We start from the raw sequence: 16,562 nt of genomic DNA, 5'->3' as shown, positions 1-16,562 counted from the left end.
CTCCTCCATGATCATCGTAATCATCATGATGGATTGGAGGGGATGTCGTGATGACCGAACAGGACTTCCGGGACCTGATGGCCGGGGTCTGCGCCCCGGTGACCGTCGTGACCGCCGCCGAGGGCGGCGCGCCGCACGGGTCGACCGTCAGCGCCTTCGCTTCGCTGTCGCTGCGCCCGCCGATGGTGTCGGTGGCGCTCGACCACGGGTCGGGGCTGCTCGCCCGCATCCTGACGACCGGTCGGTTCGGGGTGAACGTGCTGGGCGCGGAGCAGGAGGAGCTCGCCCTGCGTTTCGCCGGCCGGTCCGCCGGCCGCTTCGACCGGATCCGCTGGGAGTACGACCACGGACTGCCCCGGCTTCCGGACGCGCCGGGCTGGCTCGTGTGCGAGCTGACGTCGGCCGTCGAGGGCGGTGACCACCGCCTGCTGCTCGGCACGGTCGTCCACGCCCGCACGGCCACGGCCGCGCCCCCGCTGGTCTACGGCCACCGGACCTTCGGCACGCACTCCGCCTTCACCCCGGTCGCGTGATTCCCGCCCTTCCCTTACGCGTTCAAGCCATGGAGACAGACATGACCACCACCGGCACCGCCGCTTCGACCGACGCCGAGTTCGTCAGCCGGGCCACCGCGCTGCAGCCCCTGCTGCGCGAGCACGCCCCCAGGATCGACGCGGACCGCAAGCTGACCGACGAGGTGATCGACGCGCTGGCGGACGCCGGGCTGTTCAAACTCACCGTGCCCCGGCGCTTCGGCGGACACGAGGCCGACATGCGCACCCTGGTCGACGTGTCGGCCGAACTCGCGGAGGCGGACGGCTCCACGTCCTGGGTGGTGGCCGTGGTCAACACCTGCAACTGGCTGGCCGCCGCGCTCTTCCCCCTCCAGGCCCAGGAGGAGGTCTTCGGCGCCGACCCCGACGCGCGGGTCACCGGCGTCTTCAGCCCCACCGCCACCAGCCGGAAGGTCGAGGGCGGCTGGCGGACGACCGGCCGCTGGTACTACAACTCCGGCGCCTGGCACTCCAGCTGGGCCGTCCTCGGCATCCCGCTGACGGACGAGGCCGGCGAGGTGGTCGACCAGGCGATGGCCCTGGTGCCGCGCACCGACCTGGAGATGCAGGACGTCTGGCACGTCGCCGGGATGCGCGGCACCGGCAGCAACTGCCTGATGGCCGAGGACGTCTTCGTGCCCGAGCACCGCGTCGTCTCCGTGCCGCGCGCCCTCGCCGGCGAGGTGCCGGCCACGCACGGGGAGACGGGCCTGTTCCGCTCCCCGCTGTCGCCGCTGCTCGCCCTCGGCCTGGCCGGGCCCCAAGTGGGCCTGGGGCGCGCGGCGTTGAAGCTGGTCTCCGAGAAGGCCGCGAGCAAGCCCATCTCGTACACGTACTACGAGTCGCAGGTGGATTCGGTGGGCGTGCAGCTCCAGATCGCCGAGGCCGCGATGAAGATCGACACCGCCCAGCTGCACGTGCACCGCGCCGCCGCGGACATCGACGGGGCCGCGGCCCGCGGCGGCGAGCTCGACGTCCTGACGCGGGCCCGCGTCCGCGCGGACAGCGGACACGCCATCAAGAACGTCCTGGAGTCCATCAACACCCTGCTCGACGTGCACGGCGGCGGCGCCTTCGCCGACTCCAACCCGCTCCAGCGGATCTGGCGGGACGCGAGCACCGCCGGACGGCACGCGGTCTCCACGCCCGCGGTGGGCATGGAGATCTACGGCAAGCTGCTCCTCGGCGTGGAGGAGCGGATCACGCCCTTCGTCTGATCACGCCCTCGTGTGGTCATGCCCTTGGCGTGGTCACGTCCTCGTGTGGTCATGCCCTTCGTGTGATCCGGCGCGGGCCCGGGGCGGCGACGGCCGCCCCGGGCCCGGTGCCGTCCCGCCGGAGCGCGGGCGCGTCACCCGCCCGGACCCGCCCCGCGGAAATGGCATCGCTGCCCGGCCCCGGCCGTGGAATCATCGGTGGCTTCGTGCTCGGATTCCTGCGAACGGTGGTGTGCTGGATGTCTGCCGACTGGCAGTGGGACGACACCCTGTTCTCCGGGACGGCCGCGTACTACGGGCGCGGACGGCTCCCGTACGCCCCCGGGCTCGCGGACGCGCTCACCGGGGCGCTGGACCTCGACGGCCGGGGGCGTCTGCTCGATGTGGGCTGCGGCCCGGGCACCGTCGCGCTGCGGCTCGCGGACGCGTTCGCCGAGGTCGTCGGGCTCGACCCCGACGCCGGGATGATCGCCGAGGCCCGGCGCGAGGCGGCCGGGCAAGGGGTGGCTGAAAAGGCCTCCTGGGTGCGGGCCCGGGCCGAAGAGCTGCCCGCCGGTCTCGGCACCTTCACCGTGGTGACCTTCGCCCAGTCCTTCCACTGGATGGACCGCGACCTGGTGGCGCGGACGGTACGGGGCATGCTCCGCCCGGGCGGAGCCCTCGTACACCTCTCGGACCTGAAGGCGGAGGACCGGTCCGTGGCGGGCCTGCCGCACCCGCCGGTGCCGTACGCCGCGATGGACGAGCTGGTCAGGCGCTATCTGGGACCGGTCAGGCGGGCGGGCCGCGGCGTGCTGCCGCAGGGAACGCCGGGAGGCGAGGCCGCGGTGTTCGCCCGGGCGGGCTTCTCCGGACCCGAGCGCCTCGTCGTCCCCGGCGGGCAGGCCCTTGAGCGCACGGCCGACGACGTCGTCGCCGGAGTGTTCTCGATGTCGTTCTCGGCCCCGCACCTGTTCGGGCCGCGCCGGGGCGACTTCGCGTCGGACCTGCGCGCGCTGCTGCGGAAGGCCGCCCCGGCGGGCCGCTTCGCCGAGCGTCAGCCGAGCACCGAAATCTTCCTCTGGCGCACCGCACCCACCGGGCGATAACACCCGTCTCGCCCCTCTTCGGCGGCACACCACTCTCTCCTGGCGCGGCCCTTCCGGCCGATCAGCCCTTTATCAAGCCGTTCGGCTCTCTCCAGTTGATTGGCCCCTTTTGGCCCACCGTCCCCACTCGTGCGCATTCCCTGTCGGATGGGTGAAGGAAAGGTGAATAGCGCCCCGCGCGCCCCAAAGGATCAAGCCAAAGTGTCCGCCCCGGACGGCTTTTGAGCCAGTGGCGCATTGCTCACCTTTGACTTCGACTTGGTGTTGCTTTTACTTTCGATTGCAGCGGTGAACGGGCAGCAGCCCCGCCGCACATCCCCCCTTCCCCTGGAGGTACGACGTGGAAAAGCTCATCGCGAAGATGGCCAAGGACGATGTCTGGAACCAGTGGACGGCCCTGAACTCGCCGAAGGCGTCCGGAAAGGAAGGCTGCATCAGCGCGGACAAGTCCGGCTGCATCAGCGTCTCGGCGAAGTCCGGCTGTATTTCCTGAACATCCGTTAGTTGCCCCTGCTACTCCAGGGTGCTCCGACAGGCCCGGCACGCCCCACGGCGTGCCGGGCCGCCCCCCCCCGCATACCCGAGCAGCCCCGAAGGGTGGTCATGAACGGTCAGCCCAGTGCCGACGTCATCGCCCAGATCCAGGACATACCGATCTACCGGCCGTACGTCGAACGTGGCCACTTCCCCATTCTGGAGAAGCCGGAGATAGCCCGTGGCTTTCCCGACAACTGGATGACCCCCACCCTGGCCGGCGCCCTCGCGGCCGGAGAGGCCGAGTTCGTGCTCTCCACGGGCACCAACCACGCGCGGATGCAGATCATCCGGCCCCCGTACTTCCTGCTCAACTCCTACTACCGGCTGTGGAGCGAGCACCCCGACATCGCCGACACCTGGCACGAGGGGTGCCGGCGGGTCTCCCTCACCACCGTCCTCGCCACCGAGCACGTCGCGCGCGTCAACGCCCGCAAGCGGGGCGGCCCGCGGGCCGAGCCCGACCCGCTGCCGGACCTCGACCAACGGCGCCTGGACGAGCGGACGTTCTACGTCAACCTGCGCCGCGACCCGGCCCTGTGGGACCGCGCGGACGTCGAGCGCATGATCGAGGAGATCCGTACCGCGCAGACCGCCCACCCCCGCGGCCGGTACCACCTGGACTGCTCGGGCCCGCACCTCGCGCACCTGGTGCGCAAGGCCGTCGACTGGGGCCTGTGGGCCTCCTTCCCCCGGCCCGCGAGCATCGTGCACGCCTACGAGTACGCGCCGCTCAACGTGCGGCGCTACCTCCACCACCACTTCGCCTGCCCGGTCGTCGACCTGTTCGGCAGCACCGAACTCGGCTACCTCTTCTACAGCGACCGCACCGGCCGCTACCGCCCCTACCTGGACCGGATGAGCGTCGAGCTGATCCCCGTGGAGCCGGGCAGCCGCATCCACAGCCTCATCGTCACCAGTGTGCGCAACCCGCACATGCCCCTGGTGCGCTACCGCTCGGGCGACTGCGTGCGCACCGCCGACGGCTCGCCGGACCCGGACCGCATCACGCGGTTCTGCGGCCGCGAGAAGGAACTCCTGAAGACCCCGCACGGACCCGTGGCGCAGGGCGACCTCGACGACGTGGTCGCGGGCGCCTCGCCCCGCGTCTTCGTCCACCAGCTCGACGCCCGTGACCCCTCCCGCGCGCTGCTGCGCTACACGACCTTCGACGGCGCCCCCCTCGCGCCCGTCGAGGCCGACGCGCTGCGCCAGGGGGTCGCCGCCCTCACCGGACGGAACAGCGACCTGCGCCACCAGGAGCACATCCCCATCGGCGGCTCGGGCAAGTACGCCTGGCTCGCCAAGGACACCTGAGCCCCCCCCCGCACACCACGCCACACCTCCCGGGAGCACCATGACCACGCAGCCGATCGCGTCCGCCGACACCCTCGCGCCCGCCGTCGACCACGTGACCCCCGCCGACCTCGCGTCCCTGCTCGGCGACGCCCTGTACGCCGAGGTGGTGGCCCACTTCGCCGCGACGGCCGACGCACCGCGGGAGTACGTCGAGCGCCAGGTCACCGAGTGTCTGCGCTACCTCTACCTCGTCTCCCGCCACCCGGACCGGCTCAGCGGGCTCTTCCTGCCCGTCGAGCAGGAGATCGACGAGATCTGGCACTACCTGATCCTCCAGACCCGCGAGTACCGCGACCTGTGCGAGCGGCGGCTGCCCGGCGGCTTCTTCATCGAGCACCGCAGCATCGCGTACGAGGACTACCAGCGCGAGCCGGGCAGAGAGCAGGCCATCGAGGAGGCCCTGCGCTGGATCCCGCTGTACGCGCGGGAGTTCGGCCCCTTCGACGAGGGGGCGCTGCCGCACTGGACGATCGTGCGCTTCCTGCACGAGCAGCTCGGCATGGAGCTGTCCGAGATCAGCGAGCTGACCCCGACGGAGCCCCAGGGAACGGGCGGCAGTTGAACGCGCACCCGCGTGCCGCCACGGCCGCCCCGCCCGGGCTCCCCGTGACCGGCCGGCCCGCGCGCACCCGCGCGCCCGAAGCCTCCTGACGACGATGAAGCACCTCAGCACCGACCGCCCGGACGACCGGGCCTGCCCCACGCGGACCCGTCGGCGCATCCGGCCGGGCCCGGCGGCGCGAGCGCGCCACTGGGCCGTCACCACCGTGATCGTCCTCCTGTCCCTCCTCTGCGGCGGAGCCGCCCCGGCCGTCGCCGGAGCGGCCCCCGACGCGACGGCCCCGTCCAGGCTCGCCGCGCCGCAGCCGCCCCCGGCCACCATGGACACGCGGGAACGCACCCTCAGGGACAGCGAAGTCCCCCACCCGCCCCCGCACGTCGTCCGCGGCCGCGCGCACACCACCCCCGCGCACGCCCGAGCCGCCACCCCGCAGGCCCGGCCGGACGCGGCCGACCCCGCCGCCCGCACGGCCCGCAACCCCACCGGTCCAAGGCCGGGCGCACCCGTGCCCGCCAGACCGGGTGCCCAACTGCTCGTCCTGCACTGCGTATCGCGCTCCTGAGCGGAACGCCGGGCCCCGCCCGTCGACCGCACACCCCACACCGACACCCCCCAGGAGACGTCTTCGCCATGGAGACCTTCATCACGCACGCCCGCGGCATGACCGCCCGGATCGCCGAACGGCGCGAGGAACAGGAGACGTTCGGGCGGCTCGCCGCCGGGCAGTCCCCGCTCGCCCTCTTCATCACCTGCTCCGACTCCCGGGTCGTGCCCTCCCTGATCACCGGGGCCCGCCCCGGCGACCTCTTCGAGCTGCGCACCGCGGGCAACGCGGTGCCCCCTTACGAGGCCGGCCGGCCCGCCAGCTCGGAAGGCGCCACCATCGAGTACGCGATGCGCGTCCTGCGCGTCGCCGACATCGTGGTCTGCGGCCACTCGCACTGCGGCGCCGTCGGCGCCAAGGCCCGCGGCGAGGACCTCGCCGAACTGCCCGCGGTCCGGGACTGGCTGGACCGTCAGCTGTCCAGCGAACTGCCCGCCGACGACGGGCCCGCGGTCGCCGCCGCCGTCCAGCGCCACGTGCGCGAACAGCTGGTACGCCTGCGCGCCTACCCGTGCGTCAGCGAGCGCCTGGAGAGTGGCGACGTGCGCCTGCACGGCTGGTACTACGAGGTCCACACTGGCCTGGTGGCGGCTCATCACGCCGAGACCGACCTCTTCCTCCCGCTGTGAGAACGGGGAGATCCGGTGAAACCCACGAAAGCTGACGTACCGACCATGAAAAGGCCCTCAGTGCGTGACTTCGCCACACTGCGCGCGGACTTCACCGCGTCGATCGTGGTCTTCCTCGTCGCCGTCCCCCTGTGCGTCGGCGTGGCCGTCGCCTCCGGCGTACCGGCCGAGCTCGGCCTGGTCACCGGCATCGTCGGCGGCCTCCTCACCGGTCTGCTGCCCGGCAGCAGCCTCCAGGTCAGCGGCCCGGCCGCCGGTCTGACCGTCCTCGTCTACGAGGCCGTACAGGAGTACGGCATCGCGGCGCTCGGCGCCCTGGTGCTCATCGCCGGGCTCCTCCAGCTGGCCATGGGAGCCCTCCGGCTCGGCCGCTGGTTCCGGGCGATATCCGTGGCGGTGGTGCAGGGGATGCTCGCGGGCATCGGCCTCGTCCTCATCGCCGGGCAGCTGTACGCGCTCGTCGACGCCGAGGCTCCCGCGTCCGGCCTGGACAAGCTGGCCGAACTGCCCCGGCTCGCCGCCGACACGGCGGGTTCGGGCGACGCCCTGGCCGCGTTCGCCGTCGGCACCGGCACCATCGCCGTCCTGGTGCTGTGGCCGCGGTGGCGCAGGGCCGCCCGGGTGCTGCCCGCGCCGCTCGCCGGGGTCGCCCTGGCCACGCTCGCCGTGTTCGCCCTCGACCTGTCGGTGGCGAAGGTCGAGGTGCAGGGCCTGGTGGACGCGGTGCAGCCGCCCGGCGGCGACGCGTTCTCCGCCCTGGTGGAGGGCGGCGCCCTCGCGGGCGCCCTCGGCACCATCCTCGCCTTCACCCTGATCGCGTCCGCCGAGTCGCTGTTCAGCGCGGCCGCCGTGGACCGCATGCACAACGGCCCGCGCACCGACTACGACAAGGAGCTGATGGCCCAGGGCGCGGGCAACGCGGTGTGCGGGGCGCTCGGCGCGCTGCCGATGACCGCGGTGATCGTGCGCAGCGCCGCCAACGTGCAGGCCGGTGCCAGGACCAAGGCGTCCCGGGTGCTGCACGGCGTGTGGCTGCTCGCCTTCGCCGCGGCGTTCCCCGCGGCCCTCGGCGTCATACCGGTGGCGACGCTGGCCGGAGTCCTGATCCACGCGGGTTGGAAGCTGATCCCCGTCAAGGCGTTCGGCCCGCTGTGGCGCGAGCACCGCGGCGAGGCCCTGGTGCTCGCGGTCACCGCCCTCGCGATCGTGGCGACCAACATGTTCGAGGGCGTCCTCATCGGCCTGGCCCTCGCCATCGTCAAGACGGCCTGGGACACCTCCCACGTACACCTGGAGGTGGAAGGGCTCGAAGGCACCGGCACGATCCGCGTCCGCGTGGTCGGCAACGCCACGTTCCTGCGGCTTCCCAAGATCCTCGACCAGCTGGAGGCGCTGCCGGGCGACCGCAGGACCGAACTGGACCTGTCGGGCCTGCGTCACCTGGACCACGCCTGCTCGACGGCCCTCACCATCTGGGCCGAACGGCACGGCACGGTGACGGCGTCCGGCGGCGACACGCCACCCGCGGGGAGCGCGAAGGACCGCCAGGAGGACGACGACTGCGAGGAGCACCGAGAACACAAGGAGCACCAAGACCACAAGGAGGCCGCGGGCGCGCGGCGCTGACCGGACGCGCCCGCCTCCCGCGGAGGCGGGTGCTCCGCCGCAGGGGCGCGGCCCGGGCGTGGGACGACCACGCCCGGGCCGCGCCCGCCTGTGTGTCGCGACAGGGCCGTGCGCCGTGTCAACCACCCCTCGGATCCCCTGGCTCGATCACCACTCTTGTGAGTGACGGCGTGCGCACCTAGCGTCACGATCGTTTGCAGAATGGTTTCCGCACACCGACGTGAGGGGATGTCGTCATGCCCGAAAACTTCCAGTACAGCCAGCCGGTCGAGCCCTCGGCCGCGGTCGCCGAGGCGAACCTCAGGGCCGCCGCGGTCATCAGGGACGCGGACGCGAGGGACGGCAAGGACTTCGCCGACGCCAGCAGGTTCCGGATCGCCCCGCCCGACGTCCCCGTCATCACCTCCCGCAAGGACCGCGAGAAGGTGGTCTGGGACTTCACCTCGTACGAGTTCCTCGAGTCGGGTTCGGACGGCGACATGCCGACCGTCAACGGCAGCCTGCGGCGGCAGGGCTCGTTGACGGCCGTCGCCGGGCTGTTCCAGGTCGCGACCTGTAGCGCGTACCGCGTCTACCAGGTGCGCGGCTACGACCTGTCCAACATGACGATCATCGAGTACGACCAGGGTCTGATCATCATCGATCCGCTGGCCTGTTACGAGACCGCGCAGGCCGCCCTGAAGCTGTTCCGCGACCACACGGAGCTGACCAAGGAGCAGCGCCCGGTCAGGGGCCTCATCTACACCCACTGCCACGTCGACCACTTCGGCGGCGCGCGCGGCGTCTTCCACGAGGCGGGCGACCCCCTGGAGCCGGACGTGCCCGTCGTGGCGCCCGAGGGCTTCCTGGAGCACGCGGTCAGCGAGAACGTCTACGCGGGCCCGGCGATGGCCCGCCGCGCGCAGTACATGTACGCGGCGCAGCTGGACAAGGGCCCCAGGGGCCAGGTCGGTTCGGGCCTGGGCCTGACCGTCTCCACCGGCGAGGTGACGCTGATCCCGCCGACCGTCTACCTCGGCGGGCCCGAGCACCAGCCGGTGGCGAAGAAGGCCTGGAAGAGCTCGTACGTCATCCCGTGGCGGCCGGGGCTGTACGCGTACACGTTCAAGGACTCCGGCTTCCCGCTGGTCTTCCAGCTCACACCGGGCACCGAGGCCCCGGCGGAGATGAACATCTACCTCCCGGACGCCAGGACCCTGTGCATCGCGGAGAACGCCACGCACACCATGCACAACATCCTGAGCCTGCGCGGCGCGCAGGTCCGGGACGCGCACGCCTGGTCGAAGTACCTCACCGAGGCGATCCAGACCTTCGGTGAGCACACCGACGTCCTCTTCGCCTCGCACCACTGGCCGGTGTGGGCCGAGGTCGAGAACGAGGAGCCGGGCGGGAAGCCCTCCAACAAGCGCATCCTCGAATTCCTCAACAAGCAGCGCGACATGTACGGCTACCTCAACGACCAGTCGCTGCGGCTGATCAACTCCGGCTACACGGGCATCGAGATCGCCGAACAGCTCAAGGAGCTCCCCGCGGGCCTCGGCGACCACTGGTACAACCGGGGCTACTACGGCTCGGTGAGCCACAACCTCAAGGCGGTCTACCAGCGCTACATGGGCTGGTACGACGGCAACCCGGCCACCCTGTGGAAGCTGCCGCCGACCCAGTCGGGCGCGGCCTACGTGGAGGCCATGGGCGGCGCCGAGGCCGTCGTCGACAAGGCCCGGCAGGCCTACGACAGCGCCACCGCGCAGGGCTACCGCTGGGCCGCCGAGCTGCTCAACCACGTCATCTTCGCGGCGGCCGCGGAGAACGGCAGCCCGCTCGCCGAGCCGCAGGTCACGCGGGCCAAGGAGCTCCAGGCCCAGGTCTTCACACAGCTCGGCTACGGCAGTGAGAACGGGACCTGGCGCAACGCCTACCTGACCGGCGCCCAGGAGGTCGTGAACGGCCCGCAGCCGCTCATCACCAGCCAGTCCTCCGTGGACCTGATCCGCAGCACGACCCTGGAGCAGTACTTCTCCGCGCTCGCGCGCAGCGTGGACGGGCCGACGGCGGCCGAGCGGCACCGCGCCCCGATCGTGCTCGACTGGGTCTTCGTCGACGCCGGGACCGGAGCCGAGACGGGGGAGAAGTGCACCACGACGCTCCGCAACGGCGTGCTGGTCTTCGTGGAGGGCGGTGACCGCTTCGTCGTGACGCCGGACGCCACCATCAGGCTGAGCCGCGAAGCGCTCAACGAGCTGGCCGAGCAGCCCGGTTACCGCAAGAACTTCAACCAGGCGGTCGAGGACAAGAAGATCACGCTGGAGGGCGCGGACGCCCAGACGGCGACGGACGCCGTCTTCGGCACGCTGACGCTGCCCGACCCGAGGTTCCCGATCGTCACCCCGCGCACGCGGGGCTGACGGAGGCCACCGCCGCACGGCGGTGGGGCAGATGCGGCCCGGACGTGGATCTCCGCGTCCGGGCCGCACCGTTCCGGGTGGCTCAGAGGTGCCCCACCTGAGTGATCCCGTGGTCGCCGACGCGGTCCTGGACGTCGTCGAGCAGCACGCGGAGCAGGTCCGCGAGTTGCGTCTGCTGCTCGGACGTGAGCGAGCCGATCAACTCGGCGTCGCGCAGCAGGACGTGGTCCACCGTCGCCTCGACGAGCTCGTGCCCGGCCGGGGTGAGGGCGACCAGGACGGCGCGGGAGCGGTCCGGCGCCGGGGCGCGGGTGACGAGCCCCTCGCGCTCGGCGCGGGCGACGCGCTGGGAGACCGCGCCCGCCGTCACCAGACAGCGGTGGCCGATCTCCCGGGTGGTGAGCGTGTACGGAGGGCCGCTGCGGCGCAACACGCTGAGCAGGTCGAGCGTGGCGGTGTCGACCCCGGCGCGGGCGAGCACGGCGCGCCGGTCGTCGCCGAAGAGCTTGGCCAGCTGCCAGATCGGGGTGACGATCCCGATCGAGTCGACCGGGGTGCCGGGGCGCTCGCGCTGCCAGGCCTCGGCGATGGTCCGGGCCGTGGGGAGGGCGTCGGCCGCCTCCTGCGCGCCGTGTGGATCTCTTGTCACGGGGAGCCCCCTCGTACTACGTTTAGCTCTAAATTTAGGCCTATACGAATGTGATCGGAGCTCAGCATATGGCACGCACCATCCTGGTCACCGGGGGCGGCACGGGCATCGGCGGGGCCGTCGCGCGGCACTTCGCCGCCCAGGGCGACGAGGTGTTCGTCACGGGCCGCAGGCCCGGGCCGATCGAGGAGCTGGCCGCCGGGACCGGAGCCAACGCCCTGGTCTGCGACCACACGCGCCCCGACCACCTGCTGCGCCTCCTCGACGCGCTGCCCGAGCGCATCGACGTCCTGGTCAACAACGCGGGCGGGAACGTGCTCTTCGACGCCGACGGCAAGGCGGACCTGGCCTCCTACGCCCGGGACTTCCGCGCCAACCTGGAGGCCAACCTCATCAGCGCGGCCCTCACCACCCGGGCGGTGGCGGACCGCCTGGCCGAGGGCGGCGCCGTCGTCCACATCGGCTCCATCGCGGCCGACCAGGGAGCGGGGTCCTACGGCGCAGCCAAGGCGGGCCTCGCCACCTGGAACATCAGCCTGGCGGGCGAACTCGGCGCCCGGTCCGTCACGGCGAACGTGGTCGCGCCCGGCTACATCGCCGACACCGAGTTCTTCCGCGACAAGCTCACCGGGGAGCGCCGCGGGCAGCTGGTGGCGGCCACCGCCACGGGCCGTCCGGGCACCCCTGACGACGTCGTGGGCGCCGTGGCCTTCCTCGCCTCACCGGCGGCCCGGCACATCACCGGGCAGGTCCTGCACGTCAACGGCGGCGCGCACACCACCCGCTGACCGGCGGGGCGGGGCTCAGGGGGCGATCGGCAGCTGCCGCTTGTGCTCGGTGAGGCGGTAGCGGCGGACGATGGCCTCGAAGGCGGGCCCGTCGACCGGTTTGCCCTCCAGGAGGTCGTCGATGTCGTCGTAGGTGACGCCGAGCGCGTCCTCGTCGGGCTTGCCCGGGCTCAGCGTCTCCAGGTCCGCGGTCGGGGTCTTCCACACCAGGGCGGCGGGCGCGCCCAGGGCCTCGGCCAGGGCGCGGACGCGCCGCTTGGTGAGGCCGGTGAGCGGCACCACGTCGGCCGCGCCGTCGCCGAACTTGGTGAAGAAGCCGGAGACCGCCTCCGCGGCGTGGTCGGTGCCCACGACCAGGCCGTCGTGCGCGCCCGCGACGGCGTACTGGGCCATCATGCGCTGCCGGGCCTTGATGTTGCCGTGGACGAAGTCCTGGTGGTGCGCGTCGCGGAAGGCCGTGCCCCCGGCGAGGACCGCTTCGAGGGCCGCGTCGCTCGCGGGCCGCACGTCGACGGTCAGGGTCTCGTCGGGCCGGATGAAGTCGAGCGCCAGCTGCGCGTCGTGCTCGTCGGCCTGCGTGCCGTACGGCAGCCGCATCGCGAAGAACGTGGCGTCGCGCCCGGTGGCGCGGACCCGCTCGACGGCCAGCTGGCACAGCCGGCCCGCGGTCGTGGAGTCCACGCCGCCGCTGATGCCGAGGACCAGCGAGCGCAGGCCCGTGGAGGTCAGCTGGTCGGCGAGGAACGCCACCCGGCGCTCGATCTCCTGCTCCGCCTCGAAGGTCGGGCTCACCTGGAGATCCCGGGCGATCTCCTGCTGGAGGGATATGGGCGCCATGTCGGTCACGGTCGTTCCTCGGTCGGGGTCGGCACGCGCCGTCGGCCGGGGCCGTGCGCGTCCAGGGGACGGAAGAACTCTAGAGGAAGGCCGCGCGGCGCCCGCCGCCAGGCGGCTCAGGCCTTCGTCGGCAGCTCCACGGGGGCCTCGGCCCGGCCGTCGGCCTCCTCGGCGGGGGCGGGATCCGGGGCGCGGGCCTTGAGCACCTTGTTGACGCGCTCCGTGTCGAGGTCGTTCTCCCAGCGGGCGACGACGAGCGTGGCCACGCTGTTGCCCGCGAGGTTGGTCAGGGCACGGCACTCCGACATGAACTTGTCGATGCCGAAGATGAGCATGATGCCCGCCGCGGGGACGGTGCCCACCGTGGACAGCGTCGCGGCCAGGGCGATGAAACCGGCGCCGGTGATGCCGCCGGACCCCTTCGAGGTCAGGATCATGACGGCGAGCAGACCGAGCTGCTGGCCGATGCTCAAGGGGGTGTCGGTCGCCTGGGCGATGTAGACGGCGGCCAGGGACAGATACAGGGAGCTGCCGTCCAGGTTGAAGGAGTAGCCCGTGGGCACCGTCAGGCCGACGATGTCGCGTCTGACGCCGAGGCCCTCCAGCTTCTGCATCAGGCGCGGCAGGGCGCTCTCGGACGACGAGGTGCCCAGGACCAGGACGAACTCCTCGCGCAGATAGCGGAGCAGCCGGAAGATGTTGATCCTGAGCGCGGCGGTGACCGCGCCGAGCACCACGACCACGAAGAACGCGGACGTCCCGTAGAAGAGCCCGATGAGCTGCCCGAGGCTGGTGAGTGTGGAGATCCCGTACGCGCCGATCGTGTAGGCCATCGCGCCGAAGGCGCCCACGGGAGCGGCCAGCATCACATAGTGGAGGATCTTGAAGGCGACGGCGCTCAGGCGGTGGACGCCCTCGACGATCGGTTCACCGACGGGGCCGACGGCCTTGAGGGCGACGCCGAAGAGCACCGAGAGGAAGATGACCTGGAGGACGTTGCCCTCGGCGAAGGCTCCCACGGCGCTGTGGGGGACGATGTCGGTGAGGAAGTGCCACCAGTCCTGGTCCTGCCCGTCCTTGACGTACTGCCGCGCGTCCCCTTCGAGGCGGAGCTCGCCCGGGTCGGCGTGGACGCCCGCGCCGGGCTGGAAGACGTTGACGGCCACCAGGCCCACGAGCAGGGCGGCGAGCGTCCCGGCCTGGAAGTAGAGCAGGGACTTCAGCCCCACGCGGCCCACGCGGCCGAGGCTGTCGACGCCGCCGATGCCCGCCACGACGGTCAGGAAGACGATCGGGGCGATGAGCATCTTGATGGCGGCGACGAACGTGGTGCCCACCGGCTCCAGGGCGGTGCCGGCCGAGGGCCACAGCCAGCCGGTGAGCACCCCGGTGACGATGGCGGTCAGAACCCAGAAGTAGAGCTGCCGGTACCAGGGCCGCTTGGGCGCGGGTGCGGGTGCCGCTGCGGGGGACGCGGGTGCTGCCATGGCGTTTCTCCTCGTCGGGGAACGGGCGCAACCGGCCTTCGGGCTGCTCGCGGCGGCCGCCGGCGGCTCGGGGAACAGCGGTCAGAGGAGTTCGAGGACCTTGTCGGTGAAGGCGGCGGTCGTGGCGGTGCCGCCCAGGTCGGCGGTGCGCACGTCGGTCTTCGCGAGGACGCCCGCGATGGCGTCGGTGACGTCCCTGGCCGCCGCGGGATGGCCGAGGTGGTCGAGCATCAGGGCCGCCGACCAGATCGCGCCCAGCGGGTTGGCGACGCCCCGGCCCGCGATGTCGGGCGCCGAACCGTGCACCGGCTCGAACATCGAGGGGAACTCCCGCTCGGGATTGAGGTTGGCGGCCGGGGCGATCCCGATGGACCCGGCGATCGCGGCCGCGAGGTCGCTGAGGATGTCACCGAAGAGGTTGGAGGCGACGACCACGTCGAACCGGCCCGGGTCGAGGACGAACTTCGCCGCGAGGGCGTCGATGTGCTCCTGCTCCCAGGCGACCCGGGGGAAGCGGGGCGCGCGCTCGGCGACGAGCTCGTCCCAGAAGGGCATGGTGTGCACGATGCCGTTCGACTTCGTGGCCGAGGTCAGCCGCCCGCCCCGGCGCGCCGCGAGGCTGAAGGCGTAGTCGAGGACCCGGCTGACCCCGGCCCGTGTGAACACGGCCTCCTGCACGGCGAGTTCGTCGGGGAAGCCGCTGTTGAAGCGGCCGCCGACCTGGCTGTACTCGCCCTCCACGTTCTCGCGGACGACCACGAAGTCGACCTCACCGACGCGCGCGTTCCGCACGGGGCTCTCGATGCCCTCGAAGACGCGGATGGGCCGGAGGTTGACGTACTGGCGAAAGCCCCGCCGGATCGGGATGAGGAGCCCCCACAGCGAGACGTGGTCGGGCACCTCGGGGTGGCCCACCGCGCCCAGCAGGACGGCGTCCTTGTCGCGCAGCTGGTCGAGGCCGTCGTCCGGCATCATCGCGCCCTCGCGCAGATACCGCTCGCAGGACCAGTCGTCGTACGAGGTGTAGGTGAGGCCGAAGCCGTGGCGGCGGCCGAGGACGTCGAGGACCTGCTGCGCGGCGGGCAGCACCTCGGTGCCGATGCCGTCGCCGGGGATCAGCGCGATGCGGTGGTTCGTCATGCCGTCGATTCCAGCAACGGGCCCGTACCGGCGTCCAAGACGCATACCGGATCTGCCTTATAGGCGGGCCTTATCAGCAGGCCTCGTCCGGCGCGCGGGACGCGACGGCGGCCTCGGCGAACGCGGCGGCGGCCGGGGACAGCACGCCGCGCCTGCTGACCAGGGCGATGTCCAGCGTGGTCGCGGGCTCGATGGCCAGGACGCGGGCGCCCGCCCGGCGGGCGAACTCCCGCCAGGAGTCCGTGACGACGGCGAGCCCCACGCCGGCCAGGACCAGCGGCAGCAGGGCCACCCGGTGCTCGGTCTCCGCGGCCACGGTGAAGTCGACGCCCCGCTCGCGCAGCGCGTCGACGTAGGCGCGCATGCCGGTGCCCGGCTGCCCGACGATCAGCCGCTGCCCGGCCAGCTCCGCGCAGCCGAGCGCGTCCCGCCCGGCGAAGGGCCCGCCGGGCGGCACCACGAGCACGAACCGCTGCCGCCCGAGCACGTGCGCGGCGACCTCCTTCTCCGGCACCGCTCCTGCCGTCGCGAGCAGCCCCAGCTCGACCGCGCCCGTACGCACCATGTCGACGACGTCCCGGGCGGTGAAGGCCGCCTTCACGGCCACCGTGACGCCCGGGTGGTCGTCGCTGAACGCGCGGATCAGCGTGGTGAGCGGCTCCACCGCCTGCGACGGCATGGAGGCGATGTCGAGGCGGCCCTCGCGCAGCTCGCGCACGGCGTCGACGCTCGCCCGCGCGGTGTGCAGGCTCCGCACGGCCGCGCGCGCCGGTTCGATGAGGGCCCGGCCCGCCTCGGTGAGGACCGCCCGGCGTCCGATGCGATGGAAGAGCTCCGTGCCGATGTCGCGCTCCAGGGCCCGGACGGCCTGCGAGAGCGAGGGCTGCGACACGTACAGCGCCGCGGCGGCGCGGTTGAACCCACCGCGGTCGACGATCGCGAGGAAGTACTCCAGCTGCCGGACATCCATAGGCGCACCCTCTCAGAACCGCTGCCCGTGGCCCGCCTCCCCCGGGCCGGGGCGTATCGCGGGCGTATCGAAAAGCGCATACGCCGCCGCAACGGTCCGCGGTCTTGAGTAGG

The 16,562-nt window shown here is 72.4% G+C and carries 16 protein-coding genes; 11 read left to right on the top strand and 5 right to left on the bottom strand.

All coding sequences use genetic code 11. The annotated features are described in order from the left end of the window. The first annotated feature begins 50 nt into the window (after nucleotides 1-50). From C9F11_RS02895 to C9F11_RS02855, 10 genes are all read left to right on the top strand, one after another. Nucleotides 51-533, top strand: a complete 483-nt coding sequence (locus tag C9F11_RS02895) for a flavin reductase family protein (protein WP_138957762.1) — start codon at nucleotides 51-53, stop codon at nucleotides 531-533. Nucleotides 534-574: 41 nt separating this feature from the next. After that, nucleotides 575-1,771 carry an acyl-CoA dehydrogenase family protein gene (locus C9F11_RS02890; RefSeq protein ID WP_138957761.1) on the top strand — a complete coding sequence of 399 codons (1,197 nt, stop codon included), beginning with the start codon at nucleotides 575-577 and terminating at the stop codon, nucleotides 1,769-1,771. Nucleotides 1,772-2,010: 239 nt separating this feature from the next. After that, on the top strand, nucleotides 2,011-2,859 hold the full coding sequence (locus C9F11_RS02885; RefSeq protein ID WP_138957760.1) for a class I SAM-dependent methyltransferase: 849 nt from the start codon (nucleotides 2,011-2,013) through the stop codon (nucleotides 2,857-2,859). Nucleotides 2,860-3,199: 340 nt separating this feature from the next. Continuing rightward, entirely contained in the window at nucleotides 3,200-3,352 is a 153-nt protein-coding gene (locus tag C9F11_RS47225; protein ID WP_171075619.1) for a hypothetical protein, read from the top strand. A 110-nt stretch (nucleotides 3,353-3,462) separates the two neighbouring features. Continuing rightward, nucleotides 3,463-4,710 carry a hypothetical protein gene (locus C9F11_RS02880; RefSeq protein ID WP_138957759.1) on the top strand — a complete coding sequence of 416 codons (1,248 nt, stop codon included), beginning with the start codon at nucleotides 3,463-3,465 and terminating at the stop codon, nucleotides 4,708-4,710. A 40-nt stretch (nucleotides 4,711-4,750) separates the two neighbouring features. After that, nucleotides 4,751-5,314 carry a hypothetical protein gene (locus C9F11_RS02875; RefSeq protein ID WP_249401564.1) on the top strand — a complete coding sequence of 188 codons (564 nt, stop codon included), beginning with the start codon at nucleotides 4,751-4,753 and terminating at the stop codon, nucleotides 5,312-5,314. Nucleotides 5,315-5,408: 94 nt separating this feature from the next. Then, nucleotides 5,409-5,876, top strand: a complete 468-nt coding sequence (locus C9F11_RS02870) for a hypothetical protein (RefSeq protein ID WP_138957758.1) — start codon at nucleotides 5,409-5,411, stop codon at nucleotides 5,874-5,876. A 68-nt stretch (nucleotides 5,877-5,944) separates the two neighbouring features. Continuing rightward, complete coding sequence (locus C9F11_RS02865; protein WP_138957757.1) at nucleotides 5,945-6,547, top strand: carbonic anhydrase; 603 nt, start codon at nucleotides 5,945-5,947, stop codon at nucleotides 6,545-6,547. A gap of 45 nt (nucleotides 6,548-6,592) precedes the next feature. Then, a complete protein-coding gene (locus C9F11_RS02860; protein WP_138957756.1) occupies nucleotides 6,593-8,173 on the top strand; it encodes a SulP family inorganic anion transporter in 1,581 nt (526 codons plus the stop codon). A 236-nt stretch (nucleotides 8,174-8,409) separates the two neighbouring features. Beyond that, nucleotides 8,410-10,578 (top strand): alkyl sulfatase dimerization domain-containing protein, encoded by a 2,169-nt coding sequence (locus tag C9F11_RS02855; protein ID WP_138957755.1) that lies wholly within the window; start codon nucleotides 8,410-8,412, stop codon nucleotides 10,576-10,578. A gap of 82 nt (nucleotides 10,579-10,660) precedes the next feature. Here C9F11_RS02855 and C9F11_RS02850 read toward each other — a convergent pair whose 3' ends face one another. Further along, nucleotides 10,661-11,227, bottom strand: coding sequence for a MarR family winged helix-turn-helix transcriptional regulator (locus tag C9F11_RS02850; protein WP_138957754.1), 567 nt, complete (start codon nucleotides 11,225-11,227; stop codon nucleotides 10,661-10,663). 68 nt (nucleotides 11,228-11,295) lie between these two features. Here C9F11_RS02850 and C9F11_RS02845 point away from each other — a divergent pair, with 68 nt between their 5' ends. Beyond that, nucleotides 11,296-12,015 (top strand): SDR family oxidoreductase, encoded by a 720-nt coding sequence (locus tag C9F11_RS02845; protein ID WP_138957753.1) that lies wholly within the window; start codon nucleotides 11,296-11,298, stop codon nucleotides 12,013-12,015. Between the two features lie 15 nt (nucleotides 12,016-12,030). Here the strand turns inward: C9F11_RS02845 and nadE are convergent, their stop codons facing one another. The 4 genes from nadE to C9F11_RS02825 form a co-directional block, all read right to left on the bottom strand. Continuing rightward, the gene (gene nadE, locus C9F11_RS02840) at nucleotides 12,031-12,861 is read right to left on the bottom strand and encodes an ammonia-dependent NAD(+) synthetase (RefSeq protein WP_138957752.1); all 831 of its coding nucleotides are present in this window, start codon (nucleotides 12,859-12,861) and stop codon (nucleotides 12,031-12,033) included. Between the two features lie 107 nt (nucleotides 12,862-12,968). Continuing rightward, nucleotides 12,969-14,339: a C4-dicarboxylate transporter DctA gene (dctA, locus tag C9F11_RS02835; RefSeq protein WP_138957751.1), complete on the bottom strand. Its 1,371-nt coding sequence runs from the start codon at nucleotides 14,337-14,339 to the stop codon at nucleotides 12,969-12,971. A gap of 81 nt (nucleotides 14,340-14,420) precedes the next feature. Then, entirely contained in the window at nucleotides 14,421-15,479 is a 1,059-nt protein-coding gene (locus C9F11_RS02830; protein ID WP_138957750.1) for a tartrate dehydrogenase, read from the bottom strand. Nucleotides 15,480-15,552: 73 nt separating this feature from the next. Further along, entirely contained in the window at nucleotides 15,553-16,449 is an 897-nt protein-coding gene (locus C9F11_RS02825; RefSeq protein ID WP_138957749.1) for a LysR family transcriptional regulator, read from the bottom strand. Between the last annotated feature and the right edge of the window lie 113 nt (nucleotides 16,450-16,562).

It is taken from the genome of Streptomyces sp. YIM 121038 (assembly GCF_006088715.1).
In the GTDB taxonomy this organism is placed as follows: domain Bacteria; phylum Actinomycetota; class Actinomycetes; order Streptomycetales; family Streptomycetaceae; genus Streptomyces.
This window is presented reverse-complemented; position numbering and strand designations above follow the sequence as displayed.